Annotated in this window: 25 protein-coding genes and 1 tRNA gene; 16 read left to right on the top strand and 10 right to left on the bottom strand. The window is 60.8% G+C overall.

Translation table 11 applies throughout. From position 1 onward, the window contains the following. Nucleotides 1-146: 146 nt before the first annotated feature. From R6254_RS05345 to hemP, 10 genes are all read left to right on the top strand, one after another. On the top strand, nt 147-2,438 hold the full coding sequence (locus R6254_RS05345) for a TonB-dependent receptor (protein WP_318404998.1): 2,292 nt from the start codon (nt 147-149) through the stop codon (nt 2,436-2,438). 15 nt (nt 2,439-2,453) lie between these two features. Continuing rightward, complete coding sequence (locus R6254_RS05350; protein ID WP_318404999.1) at nt 2,454-3,143, top strand: Fe2+-dependent dioxygenase; 690 nt, start codon at nt 2,454-2,456, stop codon at nt 3,141-3,143. A gap of 59 nt (nt 3,144-3,202) precedes the next feature. After that, nucleotides 3,203-3,484: a PepSY domain-containing protein gene (locus R6254_RS05355; RefSeq protein WP_318405001.1), complete on the top strand. Its 282-nt coding sequence runs from the start codon at nt 3,203-3,205 to the stop codon at nt 3,482-3,484. 17 nt (nt 3,485-3,501) lie between these two features. Further along, the gene (locus R6254_RS05360; RefSeq protein ID WP_318405003.1) at nt 3,502-4,056 is read left to right on the top strand and encodes a cytochrome b/b6 domain-containing protein; all 555 of its coding nucleotides are present in this window, start codon (nt 3,502-3,504) and stop codon (nt 4,054-4,056) included. After that, the gene (locus R6254_RS05365; protein ID WP_318405004.1) at nt 4,056-5,177 is read left to right on the top strand and encodes an alpha-hydroxy acid oxidase; all 1,122 of its coding nucleotides are present in this window, start codon (nt 4,056-4,058) and stop codon (nt 5,175-5,177) included. Before R6254_RS05360 ends, R6254_RS05365 begins: the two co-directional genes overlap by 1 nt. Nucleotides 5,178-5,260: 83 nt before the next feature. Next, nucleotides 5,261-5,518: a (2Fe-2S)-binding protein gene (locus tag R6254_RS05370; RefSeq protein ID WP_318405005.1), complete on the top strand. Its 258-nt coding sequence runs from the start codon at nt 5,261-5,263 to the stop codon at nt 5,516-5,518. 92 nt (nt 5,519-5,610) lie between these two features. Beyond that, entirely contained in the window at nt 5,611-6,321 is a 711-nt protein-coding gene (locus R6254_RS05375; RefSeq protein WP_412103107.1) for an energy transducer TonB, read from the top strand. A gap of 7 nt (nt 6,322-6,328) precedes the next feature. Then, the gene (locus R6254_RS05380; RefSeq protein WP_318405008.1) at nt 6,329-7,042 is read left to right on the top strand and encodes a MotA/TolQ/ExbB proton channel family protein; all 714 of its coding nucleotides are present in this window, start codon (nt 6,329-6,331) and stop codon (nt 7,040-7,042) included. A gap of 24 nt (nt 7,043-7,066) precedes the next feature. After that, nucleotides 7,067-7,480: an ExbD/TolR family protein gene (locus R6254_RS05385; RefSeq protein WP_318405010.1), complete on the top strand. Its 414-nt coding sequence runs from the start codon at nt 7,067-7,069 to the stop codon at nt 7,478-7,480. A 227-nt stretch (nt 7,481-7,707) separates the two neighbouring features. Beyond that, on the top strand, nt 7,708-7,926 hold the full coding sequence (gene hemP / locus R6254_RS05390; protein ID WP_318405011.1) for a hemin uptake protein HemP: 219 nt from the start codon (nt 7,708-7,710) through the stop codon (nt 7,924-7,926). Between the two features lie 254 nt (nt 7,927-8,180). On the opposite strand, the gene R6254_RS05395 is transcribed toward hemP, so the two are convergent. Beyond that, nucleotides 8,181-8,588, bottom strand: a complete 408-nt coding sequence (locus R6254_RS05395) for a GlcG/HbpS family heme-binding protein (RefSeq protein WP_318405013.1) — start codon at nt 8,586-8,588, stop codon at nt 8,181-8,183. A 196-nt stretch (nt 8,589-8,784) separates the two neighbouring features. Here R6254_RS05395 and R6254_RS05400 point away from each other — a divergent pair, with 196 nt between their 5' ends. Together R6254_RS05400 and R6254_RS05405 are read left to right on the top strand one after the other, a co-directional pair. Then, on the top strand, nt 8,785-9,474 hold the full coding sequence (locus R6254_RS05400) for a Bax inhibitor-1/YccA family protein (protein WP_318405015.1): 690 nt from the start codon (nt 8,785-8,787) through the stop codon (nt 9,472-9,474). 242 nt (nt 9,475-9,716) lie between these two features. Next, a complete protein-coding gene (locus R6254_RS05405) occupies nt 9,717-10,115 on the top strand; it encodes a GFA family protein (RefSeq protein WP_318405017.1) in 399 nt (132 codons plus the stop codon). A 1-nt stretch (nt 10,116) separates the two neighbouring features. On the opposite strand, the gene rlmD is transcribed toward R6254_RS05405, so the two are convergent. The 4 genes from rlmD to surE all read right to left on the bottom strand — a co-directional run bounded on the left by rlmD (nt 10,117) and on the right by surE (nt 14,507). After that, a complete protein-coding gene (rlmD, locus tag R6254_RS05410; protein WP_318405019.1) occupies nt 10,117-11,619 on the bottom strand; it encodes a 23S rRNA (uracil(1939)-C(5))-methyltransferase RlmD in 1,503 nt (500 codons plus the stop codon). A gap of 158 nt (nt 11,620-11,777) precedes the next feature. Continuing rightward, nucleotides 11,778-12,713 (bottom strand): peptidoglycan DD-metalloendopeptidase family protein, encoded by a 936-nt coding sequence (locus tag R6254_RS05415; protein ID WP_318405020.1) that lies wholly within the window; start codon nt 12,711-12,713, stop codon nt 11,778-11,780. 130 nt (nt 12,714-12,843) lie between these two features. Further along, nucleotides 12,844-13,704, bottom strand: a complete 861-nt coding sequence (locus R6254_RS05420; protein WP_318405021.1) for a protein-L-isoaspartate(D-aspartate) O-methyltransferase — start codon at nt 13,702-13,704, stop codon at nt 12,844-12,846. Then, nucleotides 13,701-14,507 carry a 5'/3'-nucleotidase SurE gene (gene surE / locus R6254_RS05425; RefSeq protein WP_318405023.1) on the bottom strand — a complete coding sequence of 269 codons (807 nt, stop codon included), beginning with the start codon at nt 14,505-14,507 and terminating at the stop codon, nt 13,701-13,703. The genes R6254_RS05420 and surE overlap by 4 nt, the downstream gene beginning before the upstream one ends. A gap of 110 nt (nt 14,508-14,617) precedes the next feature. Between surE and R6254_RS05430 the strand changes: the two genes are divergently transcribed. After that, nucleotides 14,618-15,592: an NADPH:quinone oxidoreductase family protein gene (locus tag R6254_RS05430; RefSeq protein WP_318405024.1), complete on the top strand. Its 975-nt coding sequence runs from the start codon at nt 14,618-14,620 to the stop codon at nt 15,590-15,592. 84 nt (nt 15,593-15,676) lie between these two features. Further along, on the top strand, nt 15,677-16,153 hold the full coding sequence (locus tag R6254_RS05435; protein WP_318405025.1) for a response regulator: 477 nt from the start codon (nt 15,677-15,679) through the stop codon (nt 16,151-16,153). Nucleotides 16,154-16,336: 183 nt separating this feature from the next. On the opposite strand, the gene R6254_RS05440 is transcribed toward R6254_RS05435, so the two are convergent. The 5 genes from R6254_RS05440 to R6254_RS05460 all read right to left on the bottom strand — a co-directional run bounded on the left by R6254_RS05440 (nt 16,337) and on the right by R6254_RS05460 (nt 20,421). After that, a tRNA-Gly gene (locus tag R6254_RS05440) sits at nt 16,337-16,412 on the bottom strand. 156 nt (nt 16,413-16,568) lie between these two features. Next, nucleotides 16,569-17,465 (bottom strand): LysR family transcriptional regulator, encoded by an 897-nt coding sequence (locus tag R6254_RS05445; RefSeq protein ID WP_318405026.1) that lies wholly within the window; start codon nt 17,463-17,465, stop codon nt 16,569-16,571. Between the two features lie 24 nt (nt 17,466-17,489). Then, nucleotides 17,490-18,266, bottom strand: a complete 777-nt coding sequence (locus R6254_RS05450; RefSeq protein ID WP_318405028.1) for an enoyl-CoA hydratase — start codon at nt 18,264-18,266, stop codon at nt 17,490-17,492. 20 nt (nt 18,267-18,286) lie between these two features. Beyond that, the gene (locus tag R6254_RS05455; protein ID WP_318405029.1) at nt 18,287-19,468 is read right to left on the bottom strand and encodes a CaiB/BaiF CoA transferase family protein; all 1,182 of its coding nucleotides are present in this window, start codon (nt 19,466-19,468) and stop codon (nt 18,287-18,289) included. Then, nucleotides 19,465-20,421 carry a Bug family tripartite tricarboxylate transporter substrate binding protein gene (locus R6254_RS05460; RefSeq protein WP_318405030.1) on the bottom strand — a complete coding sequence of 319 codons (957 nt, stop codon included), beginning with the start codon at nt 20,419-20,421 and terminating at the stop codon, nt 19,465-19,467. Before R6254_RS05460 ends, R6254_RS05455 begins: the two co-directional genes overlap by 4 nt. A gap of 651 nt (nt 20,422-21,072) precedes the next feature. On the opposite strand from R6254_RS05460, the gene R6254_RS05465 reads away from it, so the two are divergent. Both R6254_RS05465 and R6254_RS05470 read left to right on the top strand, forming a co-directional pair. After that, entirely contained in the window at nt 21,073-22,437 is a 1,365-nt protein-coding gene (locus tag R6254_RS05465) for a tyrosine-type recombinase/integrase (protein WP_318405031.1), read from the top strand. A gap of 104 nt (nt 22,438-22,541) precedes the next feature. Next, nucleotides 22,542-23,051, top strand: a complete 510-nt coding sequence (locus R6254_RS05470; protein ID WP_318405032.1) for a hypothetical protein — start codon at nt 22,542-22,544, stop codon at nt 23,049-23,051. Nucleotides 23,052-23,110 lie beyond the last annotated feature (59 nt).

Below are 23,110 nucleotides of genomic sequence, written 5' to 3' on the forward strand. Positions count from 1 at the left end.
CGAATCATTATCATTCGACATACAATCTGCAACGAAACATAACACGCCAGCCAACTCTCGTCCCTGCGGACCGCTGAGTACAGCCAAGCCATTTTTAAAACCCGGTTCCCTGCCGTCACAAGGCTTTACCCTGCTTGGAGGCCATCTTGGCACACCCTTCCGTTCGCGCGTCACGCTCTGCTCGAAACAAACCATCCCGCTCTTCCGACCCCGCTGGCAACACCCGCAATACATCTGTGGCCTCGGAAAAAGCCATGCTGCCCCTGGGCGCACTGATGCTTGCAGCCTCCGTGAGCGGCTGGGCGCAAAGCAATACAACACCGGGTTCGGAGCAAACATTGAAAACGGTGACCGTCACCGAAAAAGTGGAAAGCAAGGATACCCTGCAGACCAAAAAAACCAGTATCGGCAAGGGGACGCAGGATATCCGCGACATCCCGCAATCGATCAGCGTCATGACCGAAAAACTCATCGAGGACCGCAAGCTCGACACCCTGAAAGATGCGCTTCACCACACGGCAGGCATCACGTTTGCGGCGACCGAAAACGGGACCGACCAGGACATCCGCCTGCGCGGTTTTCCGGTTGCCACCGTGGGGGATTTGCTGATCGACGGCATGCGTGATCCATCGCAATACGATAGAGACACCTTCAACTACGACCGCATTGAGATCTTGCGCGGCTCGGCATCCATGTTGTTCGGCCGGGGTTCTACAGGCGGTGTCATCAACCAGGTGACCAAACAGCCCATGCTGCTGGACCAGAACGACATCACCACCAGCATTGGCTCGCGCGGCTACGTGCGCACCACGGCCGATTTCAATATCAGAACCGGTGAAGACGCAGCCTTGCGCATGAACGTGATGGCCAACAAGGCCGACAACGGTGGTGCAAAAATCGACAAATACGGCATTGCCCCCACCTACCGCTGGGGCATCGGGACCCGCGATGAGTTCAGCGTGGGCCTGTTCCACCTGAAAGTGGACAATGTCCCGCAGTCCAGCATGCGTTACCTTGGCGGCAATGTTCCCAACGTCAAGCCGGGCAACTTTTATGGCACCCAAAGCGACTACCTGCTGGGCGAGGCCACCTATGGAACCGCCCAACACATCCATCGTTTTGATGAGGGCGGCGAACTTCGCAGCCAGGTCCGTAGCGGCGTCTTTGATCGCGCGCAATGGGGCACCAATGCCGCTTTCGCGGCCACACCCCTGAACCCTGTGACGGTCACGGCCGCAAATCTCAACCCATCCACCGTGCTGCAGCGGCAAGGCCTGACGCCACGCAAGGACCGGTTCAATGGCACCTATTTCCAGAGCGACTATTCCAATGAGGTCAACTGGTTGGGGATGAAGCACCAGATACTGACCGGGGTCGATGCCTCAAGCGAACGCGCCAACCGCTATTTGGCCAACAACGGCATTGGCGCCAACTTCAACAAGGGCAATACCACGATAGGCGCACCCGATGATGGGCGTACTTTGGCCGTGTCGCCGAATTATCGTGATTCCAGCAATTATTCGGCCTCCTCCATGGGCGCGTATCTACAGGATTTGGTGCAGGTTGCCCCAGACTGGAAACTGTTGGGTGGCGTGCGTTATGACCGATTCAAGGGCGACTTCAACAACCTCGTTTACGCTGCCACGACAGGCAACACGCTGACCAGAACTGACAACGCCCAGATGTCCATCGGGGCATTCAGCTACCGTGGCGGTGTGTTGTACCAGCCAACGCCCACCAGCTCCTTCCACTTGTCTTATGGCACGTCGTTCAATACCAATGCGGACACCTACCAGTACACGACGCCGCAAACCGCGAACACGCCACCCGAAAAAAGCCGCAACATCGAACTCGGCGCCAAGCTGGATTGGCTGGACGGCAAGCTGTCTACCCGCGCAGCCTTGTTCCGCACCGAAAAGTACAACGAGCGCACCACCGATGCAGACTTTGCCGGAACGGCATTTCTGTTGTCCGGTAAACGGCACACGGCCGGCATTGAACTTGATGTTGTGGGCAAACTGACGCCGCAATGGGAAATTTATCTCTCGTATGCCTACACACCGATCGCGAAAATTGACGCTGCCGGTACGGCGGCCCAGGCAACGATTGGCCAGCGCGTCGGCCTCACGCCCAAACACAGCGGCAGCGCTTGGGTCAGCTACCAGGCCACACCGAAGCTGCGCGTGGCGGGCGGCATCAACGGCAGCAGCGAAAACTTCGCCCTCGCCGGCACCAGCGGCGCAGCACAGCTGACCGCCCGGGCCGCCGGTTACATGCTGGCTGATGCCATGGTGGAATACAAGTTCACCCAGGACACCTATACGCAGTTCAATGTCAGCAACATCGCCAACAAGATTTACGGCGACCAGCTGTATCCCGGGTTTGTGATCACCGGTGCCCCCCGCACGTTCAAATTGACCGTCGGCACGCGCTTCTGACCTTATCATTCCTGCATGCTTCTGCACGTTCCTGACATCCTGAGTCCTGACGAGATCCGTCAGGCGCGTGACGTGCTCGCCCGTGCCCCCTGGGGCAGCGGGCGCATCACGGCAGGCGAGCAATCTGCGCAGGCTAAAAACAATGAGCAGTTGCCCGAAACCAGCCAGGAAACGCGCGAGCTGCAGGCTTTGGTCTTGGCCGGGCTGGAGCGTCATCCGGTTTTTTTCTCGGCCACACTGCCCAAACACATTTCCCCGCCTCTGTTCAATCGCTACGGAGGCACAGCCAACCACTTCGGCAACCATGTCGACAGCGCCGTTCGCTACCTGCGCAATGGTGCGGGACGCGTGCGCACCGACATCTCCTGCACACTGTTTCTCTCGGAGCCCGACGAATACGATGGCGGCGAACTGGTGATTGAAAACACCGGCGGCCAGCCACAACGGATCAAGTTGCCGGCCGGCCATATGGTGATTTACCCCGGCACCAGCGTGCACCGCGTGGAGCCCGTCACGCGCGGCCATCGCCTGGCGAGTTTTTTCTGGATCCAGAGCATGGTGCGCAGCAACGAACAGCGGCAACTGCTGTTTGACATGGATACACACCTGATCCGCCTGCGCAGCACGATCGGCGAAACCGATGCTTCCGTGATCGGCCTGACGGGCACTTACCACAATTTATTGCGTACCTGGCTGGACGTCTGACGCCCGTCCGACTTCCAATCCGAAACCGCACATCTCCACGCATGAGAAAAAGGAAATCCATGAAACAAGCGTCACTCTTCTCCCTGGCCCTGCTCTGCCTGGCCGCTGCCGGCACGGCCCAGGCGCATGGCGACTTCCGCTGTGATGTGCCCAAAGCCGAATGGAAACCACAGATGGAACTGCAGCGCAAGCTGACGGCAGACGGCTGGAAAGTACGCCAGGTCAAAACCGACAACGGTTGTTACGAAGTTTATGGCTTCGATGAAAAAGGCCAGCGTATCGAAATTTATTTCAACCCCAAAACGTTTGAAAAAGTGGGCGAAATCAAGCAGCCCTCTTAAGCCCGACGTACGCCAGGATGTCCGGCTTGGCCGCACCCATCAAGGTCTGGGACAGGCTGATTCGCTTGTTGCACTGGGCACTCGCGGCCGCCGTAGTGATGGCCTGGACCAGCACACTCGGCCTGGGCTTTGTCAAGACACATGAACCGGCTGGATATATCGCCCTGGCCATCGTCGCCATCCGCGTGATCTGGGGCTTCTCCGGCAGCCGCTATGCGCGCTTTTCCCAGTTCGTCCGGGGCAAACGCGAGGTCTTGCACTATGCCGGCCGGCTACGCACCGGCAACGAACCCCGTTGTATCGGTCACAACCCCCTGGGGGGCTGGATGGTCCTGCTCCTGCTGGGCCTGGTCGCCAGTCTCGGCCTGACCGGCTGGCTTTACACCACCGACTACTTTTGGGGCATGGCCTGGCTGGATATGCTGCACCATGCCCTGGCATGGGCGCTCCTCGTCCTGGTGGCGCTGCATCTGGCCGGTGTGGTATTCACCAGTCTGCGCCACGGGGAAAACCTCATCGCGGCCATGTTCAGCGGGCGCAAGCCCGCACCCGGCCCAGGCGACACCGTCTGATGAGCCCGGTTCCTGTGCTCGGGAAAATTCCACCTGGCGTCGTCACGCTGGCAGACCATGAGGCGCATGCCCGCACCGTGCTGGACGACAAGGCCTGGGCCTATTTCAGTGGTGGTGCGGCAGACGAAATCACGCTGCGCGCCAACAACAGCGCCTGGAATGCACTGAGCCTGCAGCCACGCGTCCTGCGTGCGATGGCTGGCGGCCATACCCGCGTGACCTTGCTCGGCCGAACCCTGGCACATCCGGTCTTGCTGGCCCCTGTGGCCTTCCAGCGCATGGCGCATCCGGACGGTGAAATGGCAAGTGCCTACGCCGCCGCCGCACAGGGGGCCGGCCTGGTACTCAGCACCCAATCCAGCACCCCGCTTGAATCGGTGGCCCGTGCGGTATTGAGCGAAGCACAGCGTGGACCCTTGTGGTTTCAGCTTTACATGCAGCATGACCGGGGTTTCACGCGTGAACTGGTCAAACGCGCCGAACAGGCCGGCTACGAGGCGCTGGTGCTGACCGTGGATGCATCCTGCAGTGGCGCGCGGGATCGCGAGCGCCGCGCCGGCTTCTGCTTGCCGCCACATATCTCGGCGGTCAACCTGAAAGGCCTTGGCGCGCCCGCCCCCATCACCTTGCAGCCAGGCCAGAGCGCCCTGTTTGATGGCTTGCTGGCCACCGCGCCCACTTGGTCCGACGTCGAATGGCTGCAAGCCCAAACCCGCCTGCCGGTGCTGCTCAAGGGCATCCTGCATGAAGATGATGCCCGCCAGGCCGCCGCCCTGAAGCTGGCCGGCATCATCATTTCCAACCACGGGGGCCGCACGCTGGACACCACGCCCGCCACGGCCCAGGTTTTGCCGCGCATCGCTGACGCCACAAAAGGAGAGCTTCCCCTTCTGGTCGACGGCGGCATACGCCGCGGTACCGACATCCTCAAGGCCATGGCCCTGGGCGCCTCTGCCGTGATGATTGGACGGCCCTACATCTATGGCCTGGCAAATGCGGGCGCATTGGGCGTGGCTCACGTTCTGCGCCTGCTGCGTGATGAACTGGAGATTGCGATGGCTCTCAGCGGCTGCGCCACCCTGGAGCAGGCATCTCGCGCCCTGCTTTTCAGGCCGGATTAACCTCGCTGGCAGCAATGTATTGCAAATGCGATGGATTCGCATTTATAATCCAATCATCGAATGACCAACCAGCAAGCCAATCCATGATCGTCTGTGTCTGCCGCCGAATCTCCGACCGCGAAATTGCCCGCCATGCCCATGCCGGCATGGGTTTCGACGAGATCCAGTTCGAGCTGGGTGTGGCCACCCAGTGCGGCCGGTGTGAAGGTTGTGCCCGTGACGTGGTGGCGCAATGCAGCGCCAGCCGCCCCACAGCCAACATCAAGCTCGCCACCAACACTCTGGAAGGCAGCCCATGGCATCCTCTTTCCCCCTCTTTGCAGCGCTCGCCGGCAGCCTGATACTGGCCCTCATCCCACTCTGGTGGATTTTTCGCCGCTAGGGGCGGCCACCGCACACCCTGCGCTGCGCGCCCGCCTCCACTAGACTCCTGATGAACGCTCCCGCCTTTTCGCCCTCTTCAGCCCCAACACAGCCCGTGCGCCTCCCCCTGAACCGCAATCTTGTCATTGCCGTGAGCGTGATCGCGTTTCATGTGCTGGTGTTGTGGACCATGCAAAACGGCTTGTTGCGCCGCGCCGCGGAAATTGTGGTGCCGGTCGAACTCCTGAGCCGCATCATCGAAATCGAGCCGCCCAAGGTCGCGCCACCACCGCCGCCTCCCCCACCGCCGGCCAAACCGGCGCCCAAAACAGCCAAGTTGCCGCCGCCCCCCATGCCCGTGGCCATCCCGGATCCGGTGCCCACACCCAATGCGCCCACCGGTGTGGTCGAACCGCAGCCGCCGGCTCCGCCCGTTTTGACCCCGGTCGCACCGGCCCCCGCACCGCCGGCGCCACCGGCCGCGCCGCGCCTGGTCGAGGTCACCCAGGGCGAAACCGAATACATCCGGCCGCCGCGCGTGGTCTACCCATCGCTGAGCAAACGCAGTGGCGAAGCCGGTGTGGTCATCATCGCGGTGTATTACAACGCCACCGGCCGCGCCGTGCGAGGCAGCGTCTTCAAGTCCAGCGGCTTCGAGCGCCTGGACCGCGCCGCCTACGACGCGGTGATGGCCTCGCAGGTCACCCCTTTCCGCCGTGCAGGCACCGATGCCAACACCGAGTTTCTGCTCAAAGCCCCGATTAATTTTGTTCTGGAGTAAGTAAGTTATGAATTCACAATTTGGCTTGATGAGCGTCTGGACGCAAGGCGACTTTGTTACCAAGACCGTGGCCGTCCTGCTGCTGGCCATGTCCCTGGCCTCCTGGATCGTCATCCTGATCAAGACCCTGGACCTGATCAAGTACAAAAAAATCTCGCGCGCCGCGGAAGACTTCTGGCACAGCGAAGACTTTGCCGCCGGCCTGGCCAAGCTGGGCAACGACCCGACCAACCCTTACCGCCTGCTAGCCATCGAAGGCCGCGAAGCCACGGCCCACCACCGCAACACCAAGGTGCATCTGCATGACTCGCTGGACGTGAGCGACTGGGTCACACGCAGCCTGCGCAACACCATGGACGAGTTCACCTCGGGCCTGCAGTCCGGCCTGGCCATCCTGGCCTCGGTCGGCTCCACCGCCCCCTTCATCGGCCTGTTTGGCACGGTCTGGGGCATTTACCACGCGCTGCTGAGCATTGGCACGGCCGGCCAGGCCACCATCGACAAAGTCGCCGGTCCGATCGGCGAGTCGCTCATCATGACGGCGCTGGGCCTGGCGGTGGCGATCCCGGCGGTGCTGGGTTACAACGCGCTGGTGCGCGGCAACAAGGGTGTGCTGCAAAAGCTCAACCGCTTTGCGCATGACCTGCACGCCTACTTTGTCACCGGCGCCCGCGTCAACAGCAGCGGCCCGGCCAATGTTGTGCCGATGAAAAAAGCCTAACCCCTTTTCGAAACGAGAAGCACCATGGCTTTTGGAACCCAGGACGACACCGACGAGGTGATGAACGAGATCAACATGACGCCCCTGGTGGACGTGATGCTGGTGCTGCTGATCATCTTCATCATCACCGTGCCGGTGATGAAACACGCGGTCAACATTGACTTGCCGCGCGCCACCAACGAGGCGCAAGTCATCAAGCCCGAAACGATTCGGCTGACGGTGGATGCGCAAGGCGCGTATTACTTCAACGAGGCCAAGATCGAAGAGACCGACCTGGCGCCGCGCCTGCAGGCGGCCGCCGCGCAAAACCCGCAGCCCGAGTTGCATATACGCGGCGACAAGGCGGTGCGTTACGAAAAAGTGGCCCAGGCCATGGCCGCCGCCCAACATGCCGGCCTGCACAAGATCGGTTTCATCACCGAGCCCGACCGGCCCTGAGCCGTTCCGGCCCACCGGCTGGCGCGAACGCCTGGCTCCGCAAGGAGGCCAGGCGTTTTTCTTGGGGCATATCCCCCGCGCAGGCAGCTTGCAGGCCTGGGCCAGTGGCCTGCAGGTCATCCCAGACCGGAAAAACAAGCCATCGCCGAAAAATATCCGGCTTTTTTGTTGACTTTTAATTGCGAATCATTATCATTACGGTAACGACAGCCCAACAGGTAAACACCATGTCCCTCGCCCTTGACAGCACCACCTTGAGCCTGCCTTCTCGCTCACACCGCCTGCCGGATGTGGCGACCTCTGCAGCGACTGGCCGCAGCGAGTCAAGCAATACGCTGGACAGCACCGAGATCCTGCGCGGCCAGAAAGCCGTGGAGATCAAACACAACGGCCTGACCTACCGCCTGCAGGCCACCCGGCTGGGTAAGCTGATCCTGACCAAATAAGACCCGGGACACACACCCTCCTCCAAGTTTCATCGTGGGGCGATCCGAGCTTTGAACAAGCTCAAAGATCGTTTTTTGCCAGCCAGCCATCCGCTTTCGGGCGCATGTTGTAGCCAGGCTTTTTTTCTCCACCGCCAGATGCAAAAAGCCGACTCGCAAGTCGGCTTTTTTGTGCCTGAATCAGCCTCTAGCCCTTTAATATCGGGCGTAGATAGCTACCAATTTAGTAGCATTTGAGGCTTCTACCAGACGGCTTACAGCCCGATCGCAGCCATGCCGGCACGTGCGATCTGGGCATCTTCGCTGGACTTGACACCGCTGACACCGACCGCGCCCAGGCACTGGCCGTCTTTCATGATGGGCACGCCGCCTTCGAGCAAGCCCTTGAGGTCGGGCGCGCTCAGGAAAGAAACACGGCCGCCGTTGACCATGTCTTCGTAAATCTTGCTTTCACGCCGGCCTAGCGCAGCCGTGTTGGCCTTGGCCGGTGCGATGTGGGCCGAAATCGGCGCCGCGCCATCCAGGCGCTGCAGGTGCAACAAATGGCCACCGTCGTCCACGATGGCAATCGTCACAGCCCACTTGTTGGTGATAGCTTCTGCTGCGGCAGCGGCGGCAATGGCCTGCACATCGGCAAAGTCCAGCACTGATTTTGATTTCATGTTTCTTTCCAGAGTTGTTGAGCAAAGCGTCAAGCATACGCAACTTTTTCGCCCTGACAGCGCCGCATTGCCTGCCTGTAGGCATCAACAGCCCTGACCAAAAGGAAGCAGTCCGCAAGGGCATTACTTGAAAAACCAGGCATCACCCCTAAAATGTAAGCACCTGCATATGCAGGCTTCTATGGAGAAGACCCTCATGAATGAGAATGTTCAAACACTCGACTACGGCCAAGTTGCTTCCGTCGAGCAGCGCAACAAGGTATTGCGCAACACCTACTGGCTGCTGGCCCTGAGCCTGCTGCCCACGGTGCTGGGCGCCTGGGTTGGCGTGGCCACGGGCATCACCCGTTCTTTGTCCGGTGGCGTGGGCATGATCGTGTTCCTGGCCGGCGCCTTTGGCTTCATGTATGCCATCGAAAAAACCAAAAACTCGGCCGCTGGTGTGCCGGTGCTGCTGGGCTTCACCTTCTTCATGGGCCTGATGCTTTCGCGCATGATTGGCATGATCCTGGGCTTCAAGAACGGCTCCGAGTTGATCATGACGGCCATGGGCGGCACAGCCGGCGTGTTTTTTGTCATGGCCACCCTGGCCAGCGTCATCAAGCGTGATATTTCAGGCATGGGCAAATGGCTGTTTGTCGGCGCCATGGTTGTCATGGTGGGCGGCATCATCAATGTGTTTGTCGGCTCCACCGCCGGCATGATGGCCATCTCGGTTGCCGTCATCGGTATCTTCAGCGCCTACATGTTGTACGACCTGAAGCAAATCCTGGACGGCGGCGAAACCAACTACATCAGCGCCACGCTGGCCTTGTACCTGGACATCTTCAATGTGTTCCAGGCCCTGCTGGCCCTGCTCGGCATCATGGGTGGTGAACGCGACTAAGCGTCAGGGGCTTCGCCCCTTGCTTCAATCAAAAAGGGCCCGCGTGGGCAATGCCGCTCAGTTAAGCCTGAGCGGCATTTTTTTTGATGGGATAACTGAGCGGCATTGACCGCGAGCTGGCTTTTTTCAAATGGGGTTTTGAAATGGTGCGGACGCCACCAAGTCAGTCCTCAACCGTGTGGCGCAGCGATGCTGCCTCATCCCAACCCTGGGGATGACCCAACACCAGCCCTGAGATGTTCATGACGACAAAAGAAAAAATCTACGAAGGTGGTTGCCTGTGCGGACATATCCGCTTTTTAGCAACTGGCCCAGTGCTTCTGCCCCACACTTGTTCGTGCCGGCAATGCCAGCGGCATTCTGGCGCGCTCACACAAACCTGGGTCGAGTTCGCGCGCGATCAGCTGCAATGGACGGGCCCGGGGGGCGCGCCTTCCAGTTGGCGCTCATCCCAAGGGTCCAGCCGTGCGTTCTGCCCCGTCTGCGGGAGCACCCTGGGCGCGATTGACGACAAGCCCACGCTGGCGATTGCGGTGGGTACGTTTGATTCGCCCAATCGCAAGGAACTGGCGCCCTTGGCGCACTCTCATGTTTCAAAGCGCCCCACCTGGTGGGGCATCTGCGATCCACGAAAGGCCTGAATCAGGCCTTCGCCATCGGCACGGAAACTCGCTCAAACACCGCGATGGACTCCACGTGCGCCGTATGCGGAAACATGTTGACCACGCCAGCCGCCGTGCAGCGGTAGGCGCCGCTTTCCACCAACACACCTGCGTCACGCGCCAGGGTCGCCGGGTTGCAGCTCACGTAGACAATGCGCTTTGGCAAGGTCCAGTCGCCCAGCACCAGGTTTTGCTGCTGACCCGCGTCGTCGCAAGGTACACCGGTCACGATTTGCTGGTGCAAGGCGGCCAGGGATTTGAACAATTCAAACGCACCTTCACGCGGCGGATCGACCAGCCATTTGTCGGCGGCGCCGTCTTTCACCAACATGCCCGGCGTCATCTCGAACAGGTTGCGCGCTACAAATTTGGTAGCTGCCAGTGCTCGTTTTCTCTGGCCTGGGGCATTGTTGGACGCATAGTTTTCGCGCGAGCGGGCGACCAGCGCCTCGCTGCCTTCAATACCCAGCACCTCACGCGCCTGCGTCGCCAGCGGCAAGGTGAAGTTGCCCAGGCCGCAAAACCAGTCGATCACGCGCTCCTGCGGCTGAACGTCCAGCAGGCGTAGCGCGCGCGAGACTAACACCTGGTTGATGTGCGGGTTGACCTGCGTGAAATCGGTGGGCCGAAATGGCATGGTGATGCCATAGGCCGGCAACGCGTAAGCCAGTTGCTGCGATGGGTCAGTCACCTCGTCGAGCAACTGGACGGTCTCCAGCCCGCCGGACTGCAACCACCACTGCAGGCCGGGATGGGCCTGGGCAAAAGCCCGCAGCCGGGCCAGGTCGGCCTCGGACAAAGGCTCCATGTGGCGCAGCACCATGGCCATGATGTCGTCGCCGCAGGCCAGCTCGATCTGCGGCAGGGTTTCTTTCGCGTCCATGCCGGCGATCAGCGCGCGCAGCGGCAGCAGCAAGTCACTCACATGTTGGGGCAACACATGGCATTCGCGGATGTCGGCGACGTAACCGCTTTTACGCTCGTGAAAACCCACCAGCACCTCGCCTTTTTTGCGCACAAAACGCACCGACAGGCGGGCACGGTAACGGTAGCCCCAGGCCGGGCCTTCGATCGGCCTGAGCACGGTGTCGGCCTTGAGTTTGCCCAGGTGCCAGAGGTTGTCTTCCAGCACGCGTTGCTTGACGGCCACCTGCGCGCCCACGTGTAAATGCTGCATCTTGCAGCCGCCGCAAGCACCGGTGTGCTGGCCAAAATGCGGGCATTGCGGGCGCACCCGCTGCGAGGACTCGCGCAACACCGCCATCAACGTGGCTTTTTCAAAACTGGGTTTTTTGCGGTAAACACTGGCGCTGACCAACTCGAAAGGCAAGGCCCCTTCGATAAACACGACTTTGCCGTCGTCCCGGTGCGCAATGCCCTGGGCTTCAATATCAAGCGATTCAATGGTGAGCAGATCCGGCGGGTACTCGGCCGAGACGGGCGCCGGCTTGTGTTGCGGCGGGTTGTGTTTTCTTCTGGACATGCCTTATTGTCTCAGGCCGCGCAACGGCCAAAGATGCTACGAAATAAATAGCTGCCTGCGCCCAAGCTATAAGGGCTAGAGGCATTTTTTACTCATCAATCCATAAAAAAAAGGAGCCCTGCAGTGCAGGACTCCCTTTGGCGTGAGGCGCTGGCGCTTTATTTGGCCGGCAGGTATTTCGCCGGGTCCACCGGTTTGCCCTGGCGGCGGATTTCAAAGTGCAGTTTCACGCGGTCGGCGTCGGTGCTGCCCATTTCGGCGATTTTCTGGCCCTTGCGCACCGACTGGTCTTCCTTGACCAGCAGGGTCTGGTTGTGCGCGTAGGCGGTCAGAAAGGTGTTGTTGTGCTTGAGAATGATCAGGTTGCCGTAACCGCGCAAGCCGGCGCCGGCATACACCACGCGGCCATCGGCCGAAGCGACGATGGGGTCACCGGCCTTGCCGGCGATGTCCATGCCCTTGTTTTTGGCGTCGTCAAAATTGGCCAACACCGCGCCCGCGCCCGCGCCCTGCACCGGCCAGATCCAGGCGACGTCGTCTTCGCCGGCGCTGCTGGCAGGCGTGGCTGGTATTGCTGCCGGCGCAGCGGGCTTGGTCGCAGCTGCAGCACTGGCGGCGGGCGCCGGTGCCGGGGCCGCTGATCCACCGGGCACCGGGCTGGCGGTCACCGTCCCGGAGGTAATGGGCCTGGCCACCGCCTGGCTGTTGTCCACAGGCGGCACCACGCGCAAGACCTGGCCGACCTCGATCAGGTTGGGGTTCTCCAGATTGCTCCAGCGCCCGATGTCGCGCCAGTTCTGACCCGTGTCCAGGCCGATACGGATCAGCGTGTCCCCGGGTTTGACGGTGTAATAACCGGGCTTGCCGGCGTTTTCAGCACCGGGCAGCAGCTTGGCGCTGCCGTTGTCCTCGGCGCCCGGCATAGGGCGCGTCATGCCGGTGCCGCGGTCTTCGACCGGGGCGCGGGTCAGGCTGCGAGCACCGCAGGCCGACACCAGCACCACCGTGGCGGCCAGCAAGCAGGTCAAAAGCAGGCGACTGGCCGGCTTCTGGGGACGCTGGCCTTCGGCCGCCGCGTGGAAAGACACTGCCATGGCTGACCCTGTTGTTTGATTCATGGCTTGATTCACCTTTTGCAACTGCTGCGTGTTTGACGCCGTAAGACGCTGTGCGCGGACTGAGGTTCATGGCGATTCTGCATCGCGACCTGTCCATCCCTGCGCACTAGCTTGTTCCTGATTTTAAAGGCACAAAGTGCACGGCTTCCAGAACCGTTTGTGTGATGCCTTGCGCGGTTTTGTCCAGCACCACCAGCGCCTGCGCGCCGCCGGCCATATGCATGGGTGCCACCAGGCGCCCACCCACGGCCAATTGTTCGACCCAGGCCGGCGGAATCGCCTCGCCACCGGCCGCCGCAATGATGGCCGCATAAGGCGCACCCTTGGCATAACCAACCATGCCGTCGCCAAATAATAAATGCACATTGGCCAGGCGGAAGGCACGCAGGTTCTCACGTGCCTTGTCATGCAGGCCGCGCAAGCGTTCAATGCTGTAGACCTCGGTCGCCAACTGGCCCAGCACCGCGGCCTGGTAGCCGCAGCCGGTGCCAATTTCGAGCACCCGGCCCAGCTTGCCGTCGCTCGCGCCCAGGCTTTGCCGCAGCAATTCGAGCATGCGCGCCACCACATTGGGCTTGGAGATGGTCTGGCCCAGGCCAATTGGCAAGCTGGTGTCTTCGTAAGCCTGGTTCGCCAGCGCGGTATCGACAAAACGGTGGCGCTCAATCTGACCCATGGCGGCCAGCACCTGGGCGTCGGTAACGCCTTGCGCGGCCAGCTTCTGCACCATGCGTGCGCGCACCGCCCGGGAGTCCAGCCCGACGCCGCTGGGCAAAGTGGCTTGTGTCTGTTTTTTTAAGTCAAAAATGCCTGTAGCCCGCTCGGGATGAGCGCGACCAGCTATATTTTTGGTAGCGGATGGCGTGCCCGCATCGGGCGCCAGGCGAACCGGGAAACCGGGTCGCTTGGCAGCGGCAGCCTCAGGCTTGGCGGACGGATTAAACGGCGGCTTCAGCGTGGGTTTCATGCGGCGGCAGGCGGCACGGTCGTGCCGTGCGTCAGTTTGGCCGCGGTTTGCGCCCAGTAAGGCAGGCGTTCATGGTCGGTCAGGTCCACCTGCAGCGGCGTGATCGAGATAAAACGCTGCTGGGTCGCGTGAAAGTCCGTGCCCTCGCCCTCTTCCTTGGCCGGTCCGGCGCCGCCTATCCAGTACATGGTGTCCCCGCGCGGGCTGGTCTGCGTAATCACACGTTCGGCCGCATGGCGCCGGCCCAGGCGCGAGACCTTGAAACCCTGGATCTGGTCGTCAGGCAGGTTGGGAATGTTCACATTCAGCAGCCAGGGCGCCTGCGTCGGCGACGCGCCGGGGGCGATGGCTTCCAGTGAAGGCATCAGCTGCAGCACCAGGTCGCGCGCGCGCCGGCCCGCCACATCGATGTGGCCCCAGCCCTTTTGGGTTTGCGAAAACGCAATCGAGGGAATGCCGAACAGGTAACCTTCCATGGCCGCGCCCACGGTGCCGGAGTAAATGGTGTCGTCGCCCATGTTGGCGCCGTTGTTGATGCCGGAGACCACCAGGTCGGGCCGGTAGCCCAGCAAGCCGGTCAGCGCGATATGCACGCAGTCGGCCGGTGTGCCGTTGATATAACGAAACCCGTTGGCCGCCGTCTGCACATACATGGGCGAATGCAGGGTCAGTGCGTTCGACTTGGCGCTGTTGTTCTGCTCGGGCGCCACCACCTCGACGTCGGCAATATCTTTCAGCGCTTCGTACAGGGCGATGATGCCGGAAGCCTGGTAACCGTCATCGTTGCAGATCAGGATTTTCATGAAATCATTCTACGGTCTCACGGGTGACAAACGCCCCTGCTCATCCTTCTATTTAAGGGCATAACCTGCCTATGATGCAGATTCAACCCTGAACCACAACGGAGAAACCCATGCATGCCTGGCTTTGTGAAGACCCCACCGGCGTTGACGCCCTGAACTGGAAAGAGCTGCCAACGCCCGAACCCAAGGCCGGTGAAGTGCTGATAGAAATCAAGGCCGCCAGCCTGAATTTTCCGGACTTGCTGATTGTCCAGAACAAATACCAGATCAAGCCGCCCCTGCCCTTTGTGCCCGGCTCCGAATACGCCGGTGTGGTGCAAGCCGTCGGCGAAGGCGTGAAACACCTGAAGGTCGGGCAGGACGTGGCCTGCCTCTCGGGCACAGGCGGGTTTGCCACCCACACCATCGCGCCGGCGGCCTTGTGTATGCCGCTGCCGGCAGGTTTTCCATATGTGGATGCGGCCGCGTTCATCATGATTTACGCGACCTCCCACCACGCGCTGGTGGACCGGGCGCAACTCAAGGCCGGCGAAACCGTGCTGGTGCTGGGCGCGGCCGGCGGTGTCGGCACCTCGGCCATCCAGATTGCCAAGGCCATGGGCGCCAGGGTGATCGCCGCCGCCTCTACCGACGAAAAATGCGCGCTCTGCACATCGATAGGCGCCGACGCCACCATTAACTACAGCAAAGAAAATCTGCGCGAAGCCATCAAGGCCTTGACCGACGGCAAAGGCCCGGACGTGATTTACGACCCGGTGGGCGGCGAGTTTGCCGAGCCGGCTTTCCGCTCCATCGCCTGGCGCGGGCGTTACCTGGTGGTGGGTTTTGCGTCCGGACCGATTCCTTCGCTGCCACTGAACCTGACCCTGCTCAAGGGCGCGTCCATCGTTGGTGTGTTCTGGGGCGGTTTTGCCAAAAACGAGCCCAAGGCCAGCGCCGCTGCCATGGCCGAGCTGGCCCAGTGGTATGCCCAGGGCAAGATCAAACCGGTGATCGACCGCACCATGCCCATGGCCGAACTCAAGGCCGCGTATACCCACATGGGCTCGCGCGGTGTCAAGGGCAAACTGGTGATGGTGAACTGAGGACCAATTTGGGCGTTTATCGCCGGATCAAGACCCTGTGCCTGACTCATATAGTCACATGGAATGATTCTGAAGGTAGATTTAATGCTCAATCCCGCGAGGCCAGCCACCAGCATGCCCATCATGCTGGTGGTGGAAGACAACCCCGACCATCTCGAATTGACCTTGACCGCCGTGCAGGAAAACGGCTCCAACCATGACATCGTGGTCGCCCGTGACGGCCTGGAAGCCTTGAACTACCTGTTCTGCCAGGGCCCGTACAGCGACCGCAACCCCGCGCACCAGCCTGAACTGGTGCTGCTCGACCTTGGGTTGCCCAAGATCAATGGTTTGGAACTGATGCAACGCATGCGCGAAGATCCTCGAACTTTTTCTGTGCCCGTGGTCATGCTGACCTCCGGCAACGAACAGTCCGACGCGGTCCTGGCGCTGCAGGGCGGCCTCAACAGTTTCGCCTGCAAACCACTGGACTACCGCGACTTCAAAGACAAGCTGCGGCAGGTCAGGGAATACACGCGCAGCGCCAGACTGGCTCCGTTCAATACCATCCGGCACACCTGAGCGGCAACACAGGATACACAAGGCCTCCCGATTCGGAAGCTCGCAATTCAATGGGTCTTATGCGCTTGCGGCGATAGCGCAGACGCGCAAAAAAAAGCCACCGCGAAGGGTGGCTTGATATTCAACTGAAGTCCAAAATTTCTGCTGATTCCTTGCAAACGACTGGTCTGCAAGAGAGAAATTTGGAGCGGGAGAAGAGTCTCGAACTCTCGACCTCAACCTTGGCAAGGTTGCGCTCTACCAACTGAGCTACTCCCGCGTTTCAAGCCTTTGATTATACGATGCGAAATGAGGCTGTTTGGCCAAGCCCACAAAAAAAGTCTGAGACCTTGTGTTTTTGCGAGTGGCTGGACTCATCGTCTGCGGTCAGATGGTGCATGCCGCGACTCAGCTGAAGACCAACAGAAGCCGCACTTCATGCGCGGGCCGCCAGCGAGGCCTTGAGCAAGACGATCAGCGCTTCGGCCGCCGGTGAGGTGCGTGCATTCCAGCGGCGGATCAGCGAGATCGGATGTGCGCAGTCGGCCGCCAGCAGCCGGTGCGACAACAGCCCGAGATCCGCAGCAAAACCCATGATGTAGCCCGGCAATACCGCCACACCCAGCCCGGCTTTCAGCAAACCCAGCACCGACAACACCGTGCCAGCCTCGATGACCGAGGTGTAGCTGAGCCCCTTCTGCTGGTAGACCCGGTCTATGGTCCGGCGCACGCTGAAGGCGGGATGCAGCGAGATATGCGGATAAACCGCCACCTGCTCCCACGAGATTGTTGTCTGCCGCGCCAGCGGATGTTCGGCCCCGTAGACCGCGTACATGGCCTCGTCGTACAGAGGCTCGATCTGCAAGCCGGGATGGGTCTGCCCCATAGACACCAGACCAAAATCCGCCTTGCCGTTGATGACATAGTCGATGGTCGCGTCGGTCGACAACTCGTGGAGCCCGGTGTGGATGCCGGGATGACGCGCATGCAGTTGCTGCAGGGGGACGGTGAGCAAGCCGTGCATCATCATGGGGGACGCCGCCACGTCGATCTCGCCCATGTCGAGATTGGCCAGGCTGCGCAAGGTGCGCTCGGCGGCATCCATGGTGCCCAGAATTTCGCAGGCGTAGCCGTACAGATGATCGGCCCACAGGGTCGGCTCGACCTTGCGGGTGGAGCGCTCGAACAGGCGCTGCCCCACTTTGGCCTCCATTTCCTGACACAGCTTGCTGACCGCCGACTGCGTCATGTGCATGGTGCCAGCGCTCGCGCTGAAACTGCGCAGTTCATAGACAGCACGAAACACGCGAAATTCGCGGATGGTGAGGTTCATGCCACCATGATAGGGGCGATGCGCCTAGCGGCTACGTTTGCGGTCGATAAAGCGCTGCATGTATTCGCCGGGCTCGGGGGTCTCGTACATCGATCCAAACAGGGCGATGCTGTCTTTCAGCCCGCGTTCGATCCCCAAGGCTTCCCAGGTGCGCAGCAAGGCCTTCTGGGCGCGTACGCCGCGTGGCGCGCATTCGAGGATTTCGGCCACGGCATGGGCGATGGCAGCATCGAGTTCCTCGGGTGCCACCATGTCATTCATGAAGCCCCATTTCAGCGCTTTTTCCCCGTCGATGGCCGCGCCCGTCAACAGCAGCCACCGCGTATTGCCCTCGCCGATCAAGCGCGGCAGCAAGTTGGCGTGGATCACCGAGGGAATGCCGATACGCACCTCGGGCATGGCGAAATGCGCCAGCGTCGAGCCGATGCGGATGTCGCACGCCGCCGCCAGCTCCATGCCGCCGCCCATGCACCAGCCGGCCAGACGCGCAATGGTCGGCACCGGAAAGTCACGCACGGCCTCGCACAAGTCATGCAGGCGGGTGATGAAGGCCACGGCCGTGCCGGGGTCCAGCTTCGCCAGTTCCTTGATATCCGCGCCGCCTATAAAGGCCTTGTCGCCGCTGCCGCGTATGACCAGCACACGAACGCTGTTATGACGCGCCAGCGCCCGCAGCGTCTCGGTCAACTCGACGATGGTGTCGCTGTTCAGAATATTGAGGGACGTGCCGTTGGCGATCTGCAACGTGGCGACGCCGTCGTCTGTCACGGAAAGATGGGCATATTGGAGGGGTGCTTGCATAAGGTAGATGTCCAGAAAGATCAGGAAATTTCAGAAAATAGGGGCGCTGTCATCAGCTCGGCCGTGTGTTGTCCGACGCGGGGGGATGGGGCCACGCAGGCCGCCTGCGCGGAGGGCGCGCGATAACGCGCTGCAATGCGTCGCAAGGTGTGTCCATCCTGCGTGCTGCTCTCGTCGAAAAAGCCAACCGCCCGCAATTGCGGATCGTCCAGCAAGTCTTCGATCCGGTTAACCGGGCAGCAGGGAATGTCGGCGGCTTCAAGCAGTGCCAGCCAGTCGGCGCTGCTGCGTGTCGCCAGCACGCCGGCCAGATAGCCGTAGATGGCGTCGTAGTGGTCAGCGCGTGCCGCTGCCGTCTGGAAGCGGGTATCCGACGCGAACGTTGCCTGGGCGCCAATTGCCGCGAAGAAGGCAGCCCAGTGTTTGTCGTTGTACACCACCACAGCGATATGGCCGTCTAGCGTGCGATAGGGACGGCGGTAAGGCGTCAGCAGCCGGCTGTAACCCATGGCGCCGGTGGGTGGCTGAAACGAGGCGCCGCCCAGGTGGTCGGCCAGCACAAACGCCGCCATGGTCTCGAACATGGACACGCGAATGCCATCGCCCTGCCCGGTTTCCCGACGACGATAAAGCGCCGCCAGCGTGGCATGCGCGGCGGTCAGGCCGGTGACCCGGTCGGCAATCAGCGTGGGCACATAGGCGGGTGCACCGCCGGACTGCCGTGCGAACAGGTCAGCCAGCCCTGTCTGGGCCTGGATGATGTCGTCAAAGGCGGCACGCCCGGCATAAGGCCCCGATTCCGCGTAGCCGGTCAATTCCACATAAATGACCGAAGGATGCAGCGCGCGCACCGCGGCTTCGTCAAGCCCGAGCCGTTTCATGGCTTGCGGTCGGACATTGTGAATAAAGACATCGAACGATGGCAACATGCGGCACAAGGTGGCCCGGTCGGCCTCTGTCTTGAGGTCAAGCACCAGCGACTGCTTGCCTTCGTTGGCATGCAGAAACATCGCCCCCATTTGCGGGCTGGTCTTGGCGCCGGCATGCCGCATCACATCACCTTCGGGCGGCTCGACCTTCACGACTTCCGCGCCATAGTCCGCGAGGATTTGCGTACACACGGGGCCCATGATGACCGACGTCAGGTCCAGCACGCGGACACCGGCCAATGGCTTGCTGGCGGCGGTTCCGGTCTGGCTCATTGTTTCTCGATCCCGGCGGTGGTGGCGCGCGACACCCAGATATCGCGTTGCGCCTGAGCAAACGCGGCGTGCTCCCGGGTGCTGTTCGGGCTGGCCACCATGCCCAGGCGGGCCAGCTTTTCGATCACGCTGGGCTGCTTCAGCGCATGGTTGACTTCCTGGTTCCAGCGCTCCACGATTTTCACCGGCGTGCCGGTCGGTGCCGCCAAGCCGACCCAGACCACCAGGTCGAAACTCTTGTAGCCGGCTTCCGCCATGGTCGGGACGTCTGGCATTTCTGCCGACCGTTTTGCACCGGTAATCGCCAGCCCACTCAGTCGGCCGCTCTGCAGGAAAGCGGTGACCACCGAGGTATCGGCCAGGACGTAGTCGATCTGACCGCCCATGAGGTCGGTGATCGCCGGTGGCTGACCTTTGTAGGGAATGCCATCGGCCGGCGCACCGGCAATCGCGTTGAAGGCGGCACCGGCAATCTGCGCCGAGCCGCTGCCGTAGCCGTAACGCAGCGGCGTTTTCTTGGCATATTCAGCCAGCTCCTTCGCCGTCTTGAAGGGCGCATTCGGGCGGGCGACCAGGACCATGGGAATGGTGCTGATACGCGAGATGTGGACAAAGTCCTTGAGCGGGTCGTAGCCCGGATTTTTATACAGTGCCCCGATGCCGGAGTGGGTAGAACTGCTCGTCAGCAGCAAGGTATAGCCGTCTGCCGGCGCTTTGGCTGCAGCGCTCACGCCAATGATGCCGTTGGCGCCCAACTTGTTGTCGATCACGATGACGCCAAACTTGCTGCGCAATTCCTCGCTGAGAATACGTGCCACGGTATCGGATGCGCTGCCGGCGCTGAACGGCACGATGATCTTCACCGGCCGGCTGGGGTAGGTATCCGTCGTTTGTGCGAAGGCCGTCTGTGTCAGGAAAATAGCCGCTGCCAGCAGCCCTTGTATCGGTTTCATGCGTCTCTCCAGTTCATTGATAGCCCATGCTATCCGCCGACCTATGGCACCAACAAGCGAATAGTTTTCATGGATTTATCGTGAACAGGAATAAGTCGCGGGCTGTGCAGGCAATAAGGCATGGCACGGTTTAGCGCCCGTGAATCCATCGATTTCGGGCAATTCCGGAGGGAACACGGGTCGGCAGCCACCACGGCAATACAGCGTCTGGCATCTTGCCCCGCAGGATCAGGCCGAAGAAACTCACATGAGGATCCTGGACTCAGCTGGAGATAGCCCATTCCAAAGCATCCAGCTGACAAAGGTTCGCCAGCGATTCGACAAAAGAAAAAGCCCCAAGAATTTCTTCTTGAGGCTTTAATCTTTGAACCTACATCCTGCACCTCCGTGGGAGGTGAATACTAGGCTTTAAATAGTGGGGTGGCTGATGGGGCTCGAACCCACGACAACAGGAATCACAATCCTTACTTTTTAGCATTTGGCACCGTTGATTGATATTGATACAATCAATATAAATCAACAACTTGCAGCATTTATACTGGATACAAATACAGCCCATGTGTTGATTGAAATTCCCTTAAATTGAGGGTTTTTGGCTACATGGTGGCTACATGAAATCCCCCTGTAGCCAAACTCACCGGAGCAATCAACATGGCACGACCGAAGAAGAGCGAAGCCCCAGACCTTGCCGAGCGGGTTAACCTGACCGCTGGAGCAATCGAGCGTTTAGCCTGTCCTGCTGGAAAGCAACAGGCTTTCATGCGCGACAGTGAGGCGCCCGGCCTGCGTGTGCGTGTAACCGCTGCCGGTGCTAAATCGTTCGTGTACGAAGCCAAGCTGAACCGCCAAACCATCCGCCGCACCATCGGGGATGTGAAGCTGTGGAGCATTGAACAAGCCCGCACCGAAGCCCGCCGCCTTGCCGTAGTGATGGACAGTGGACAAGACCCCCGCGAGATTGAGCGCCAGCAACAGGCCGCACAAGCTGTCGACAAGGCTACCGCCGCTGCCAAGATGGAATCGGACAAGGTGGCCGCCCTGACCGTGAGCGAGGTGTGGGCCGATTACATAGAACAGCGCCGCCCGTTTTGGGGTGCCCTGCACTACCGTGACCATATCGACAAGGCAAAGGCCGGGGGCTTGCCGTCTGGCCGCCGTGGTGGTGGCAAGCAACTGACCAAGCCGGGACCACTGGCCGCATTGATGCCGCTGGCGCTGCGTGACCTTGACCAAGCAACGATAGAGGCATGGGCCGCCAATGAAGGCAAGACCCGCGCCTCGTCTGCCCGCCTTGCATGGCGACTGCTAACAGTGTTTCTGACATGGTGCGGCGAACAGCCCGCCTATGCTGGCCTGCTGCCTGCAAAGAACCCGGCAAAGACAAAGAAGGCACGCGAGGCACTGGGCAAGCCGGGCACGAAATCGGACGTGTTACAGCGCGAGCAATTGGCCGCATGGTTTGCCGCCGTGCAACAGATACCGAACCCCGTTATTGCCACCTGCCTGCAAATGATGCTGCTGACTGGTGCACGCCCTGGTGAAGTGCTTTCCCTGCGCTGGGAGGACGTGAACACCCAATGGAAGGGCCTCAGCATCAGGGACAAGGTGGAAGGCACCAGAGAGATACCGGCGACCCCGTACATGCTGCACTTGCTGGCCGCCCTGCCCCGCCGCAATGAATGGGTTTTCCCAAGCCCCACCAGTAAAACGGGGTGCCTAACTGAACCCAACAACCCGCATACACGCGCCTGCAAAGCCGCCGGGCTGGAGGGGCTTACCTTGCATGGCCTGCGCCGCAGTTTCGCCAGTCTCACCGAATGGCTGGAAGTGCCTGCCGGGGTGGTGGCGCAGATTCAAGGCCACAAGCCCAGCGCCACGGCTGAAAAGCATTACAAGGTGCGCCCGCTGGAGTTACTGCGCGTGCACCATGAGCGCATCGAAGCGTGGATTCTGGAACAGGCCGGCGTGAAGTTTGACGCCCAGGCCGAGCCGGGCAAGCTGCGCGCTGTCAACTGATAACCGCGAAGCCCTGGCGCGGATTACCCAGGGCAAAAAAGACGGGGCCGGATGGTGCAGAAACACTGCCCAGCCCCTGACCACAATTGAAAGTGAGTTCAATCATGGCTACTGAGACTGTAAATCAACCAATAGAGGATGTTCTTAAGCGTAACTCCGTCAGCGGCGGATGGCGCGCTATCCTAAACGCAACTGGTATTGATATTCGACAATCTCCTCAGGTCATGGACGGTAGCGGGGCCACTGTTGTTGAGCATGAAGGCCGCCAATGGACACTCACCCCCTGGCAGGGTGGCGGAGGTTTTGCCAGGGTATCGCGCGCCCTGACTGCCGAAGAGGAGCGTTTGGAGGAAGAAGACATTGCGCGCCGTACTTATGTTGACTTTTTTGGGCTTGACCGACTTCGCCTCTGCAGAAAAATATCTATTGAAATGATGCGAGTAGCGGGCTACCTACTTCCGGACAATCCACCTGCAAGAGCTAAGCGACGGGAGTTGCGGAAGCGGCTAGACAAACTAGCAGTTATCCAGTTCAACCTTATGCAGTACCGTGGGACCGATGCTAAAGAAGCTCGCAATTTACTTAACGAAATGGGCGTGATTGGCGTGAACTAACTGAATACTTTTTTGCCCCTGCCTAGCCTGCGATTAATTACCGCTGGCGAAAAGTCGGA

The organism is Polaromonas potterensis (assembly GCF_033446725.1).
Lineage (GTDB): Bacteria > Pseudomonadota > Gammaproteobacteria > Burkholderiales > Burkholderiaceae_C > Polaromonas.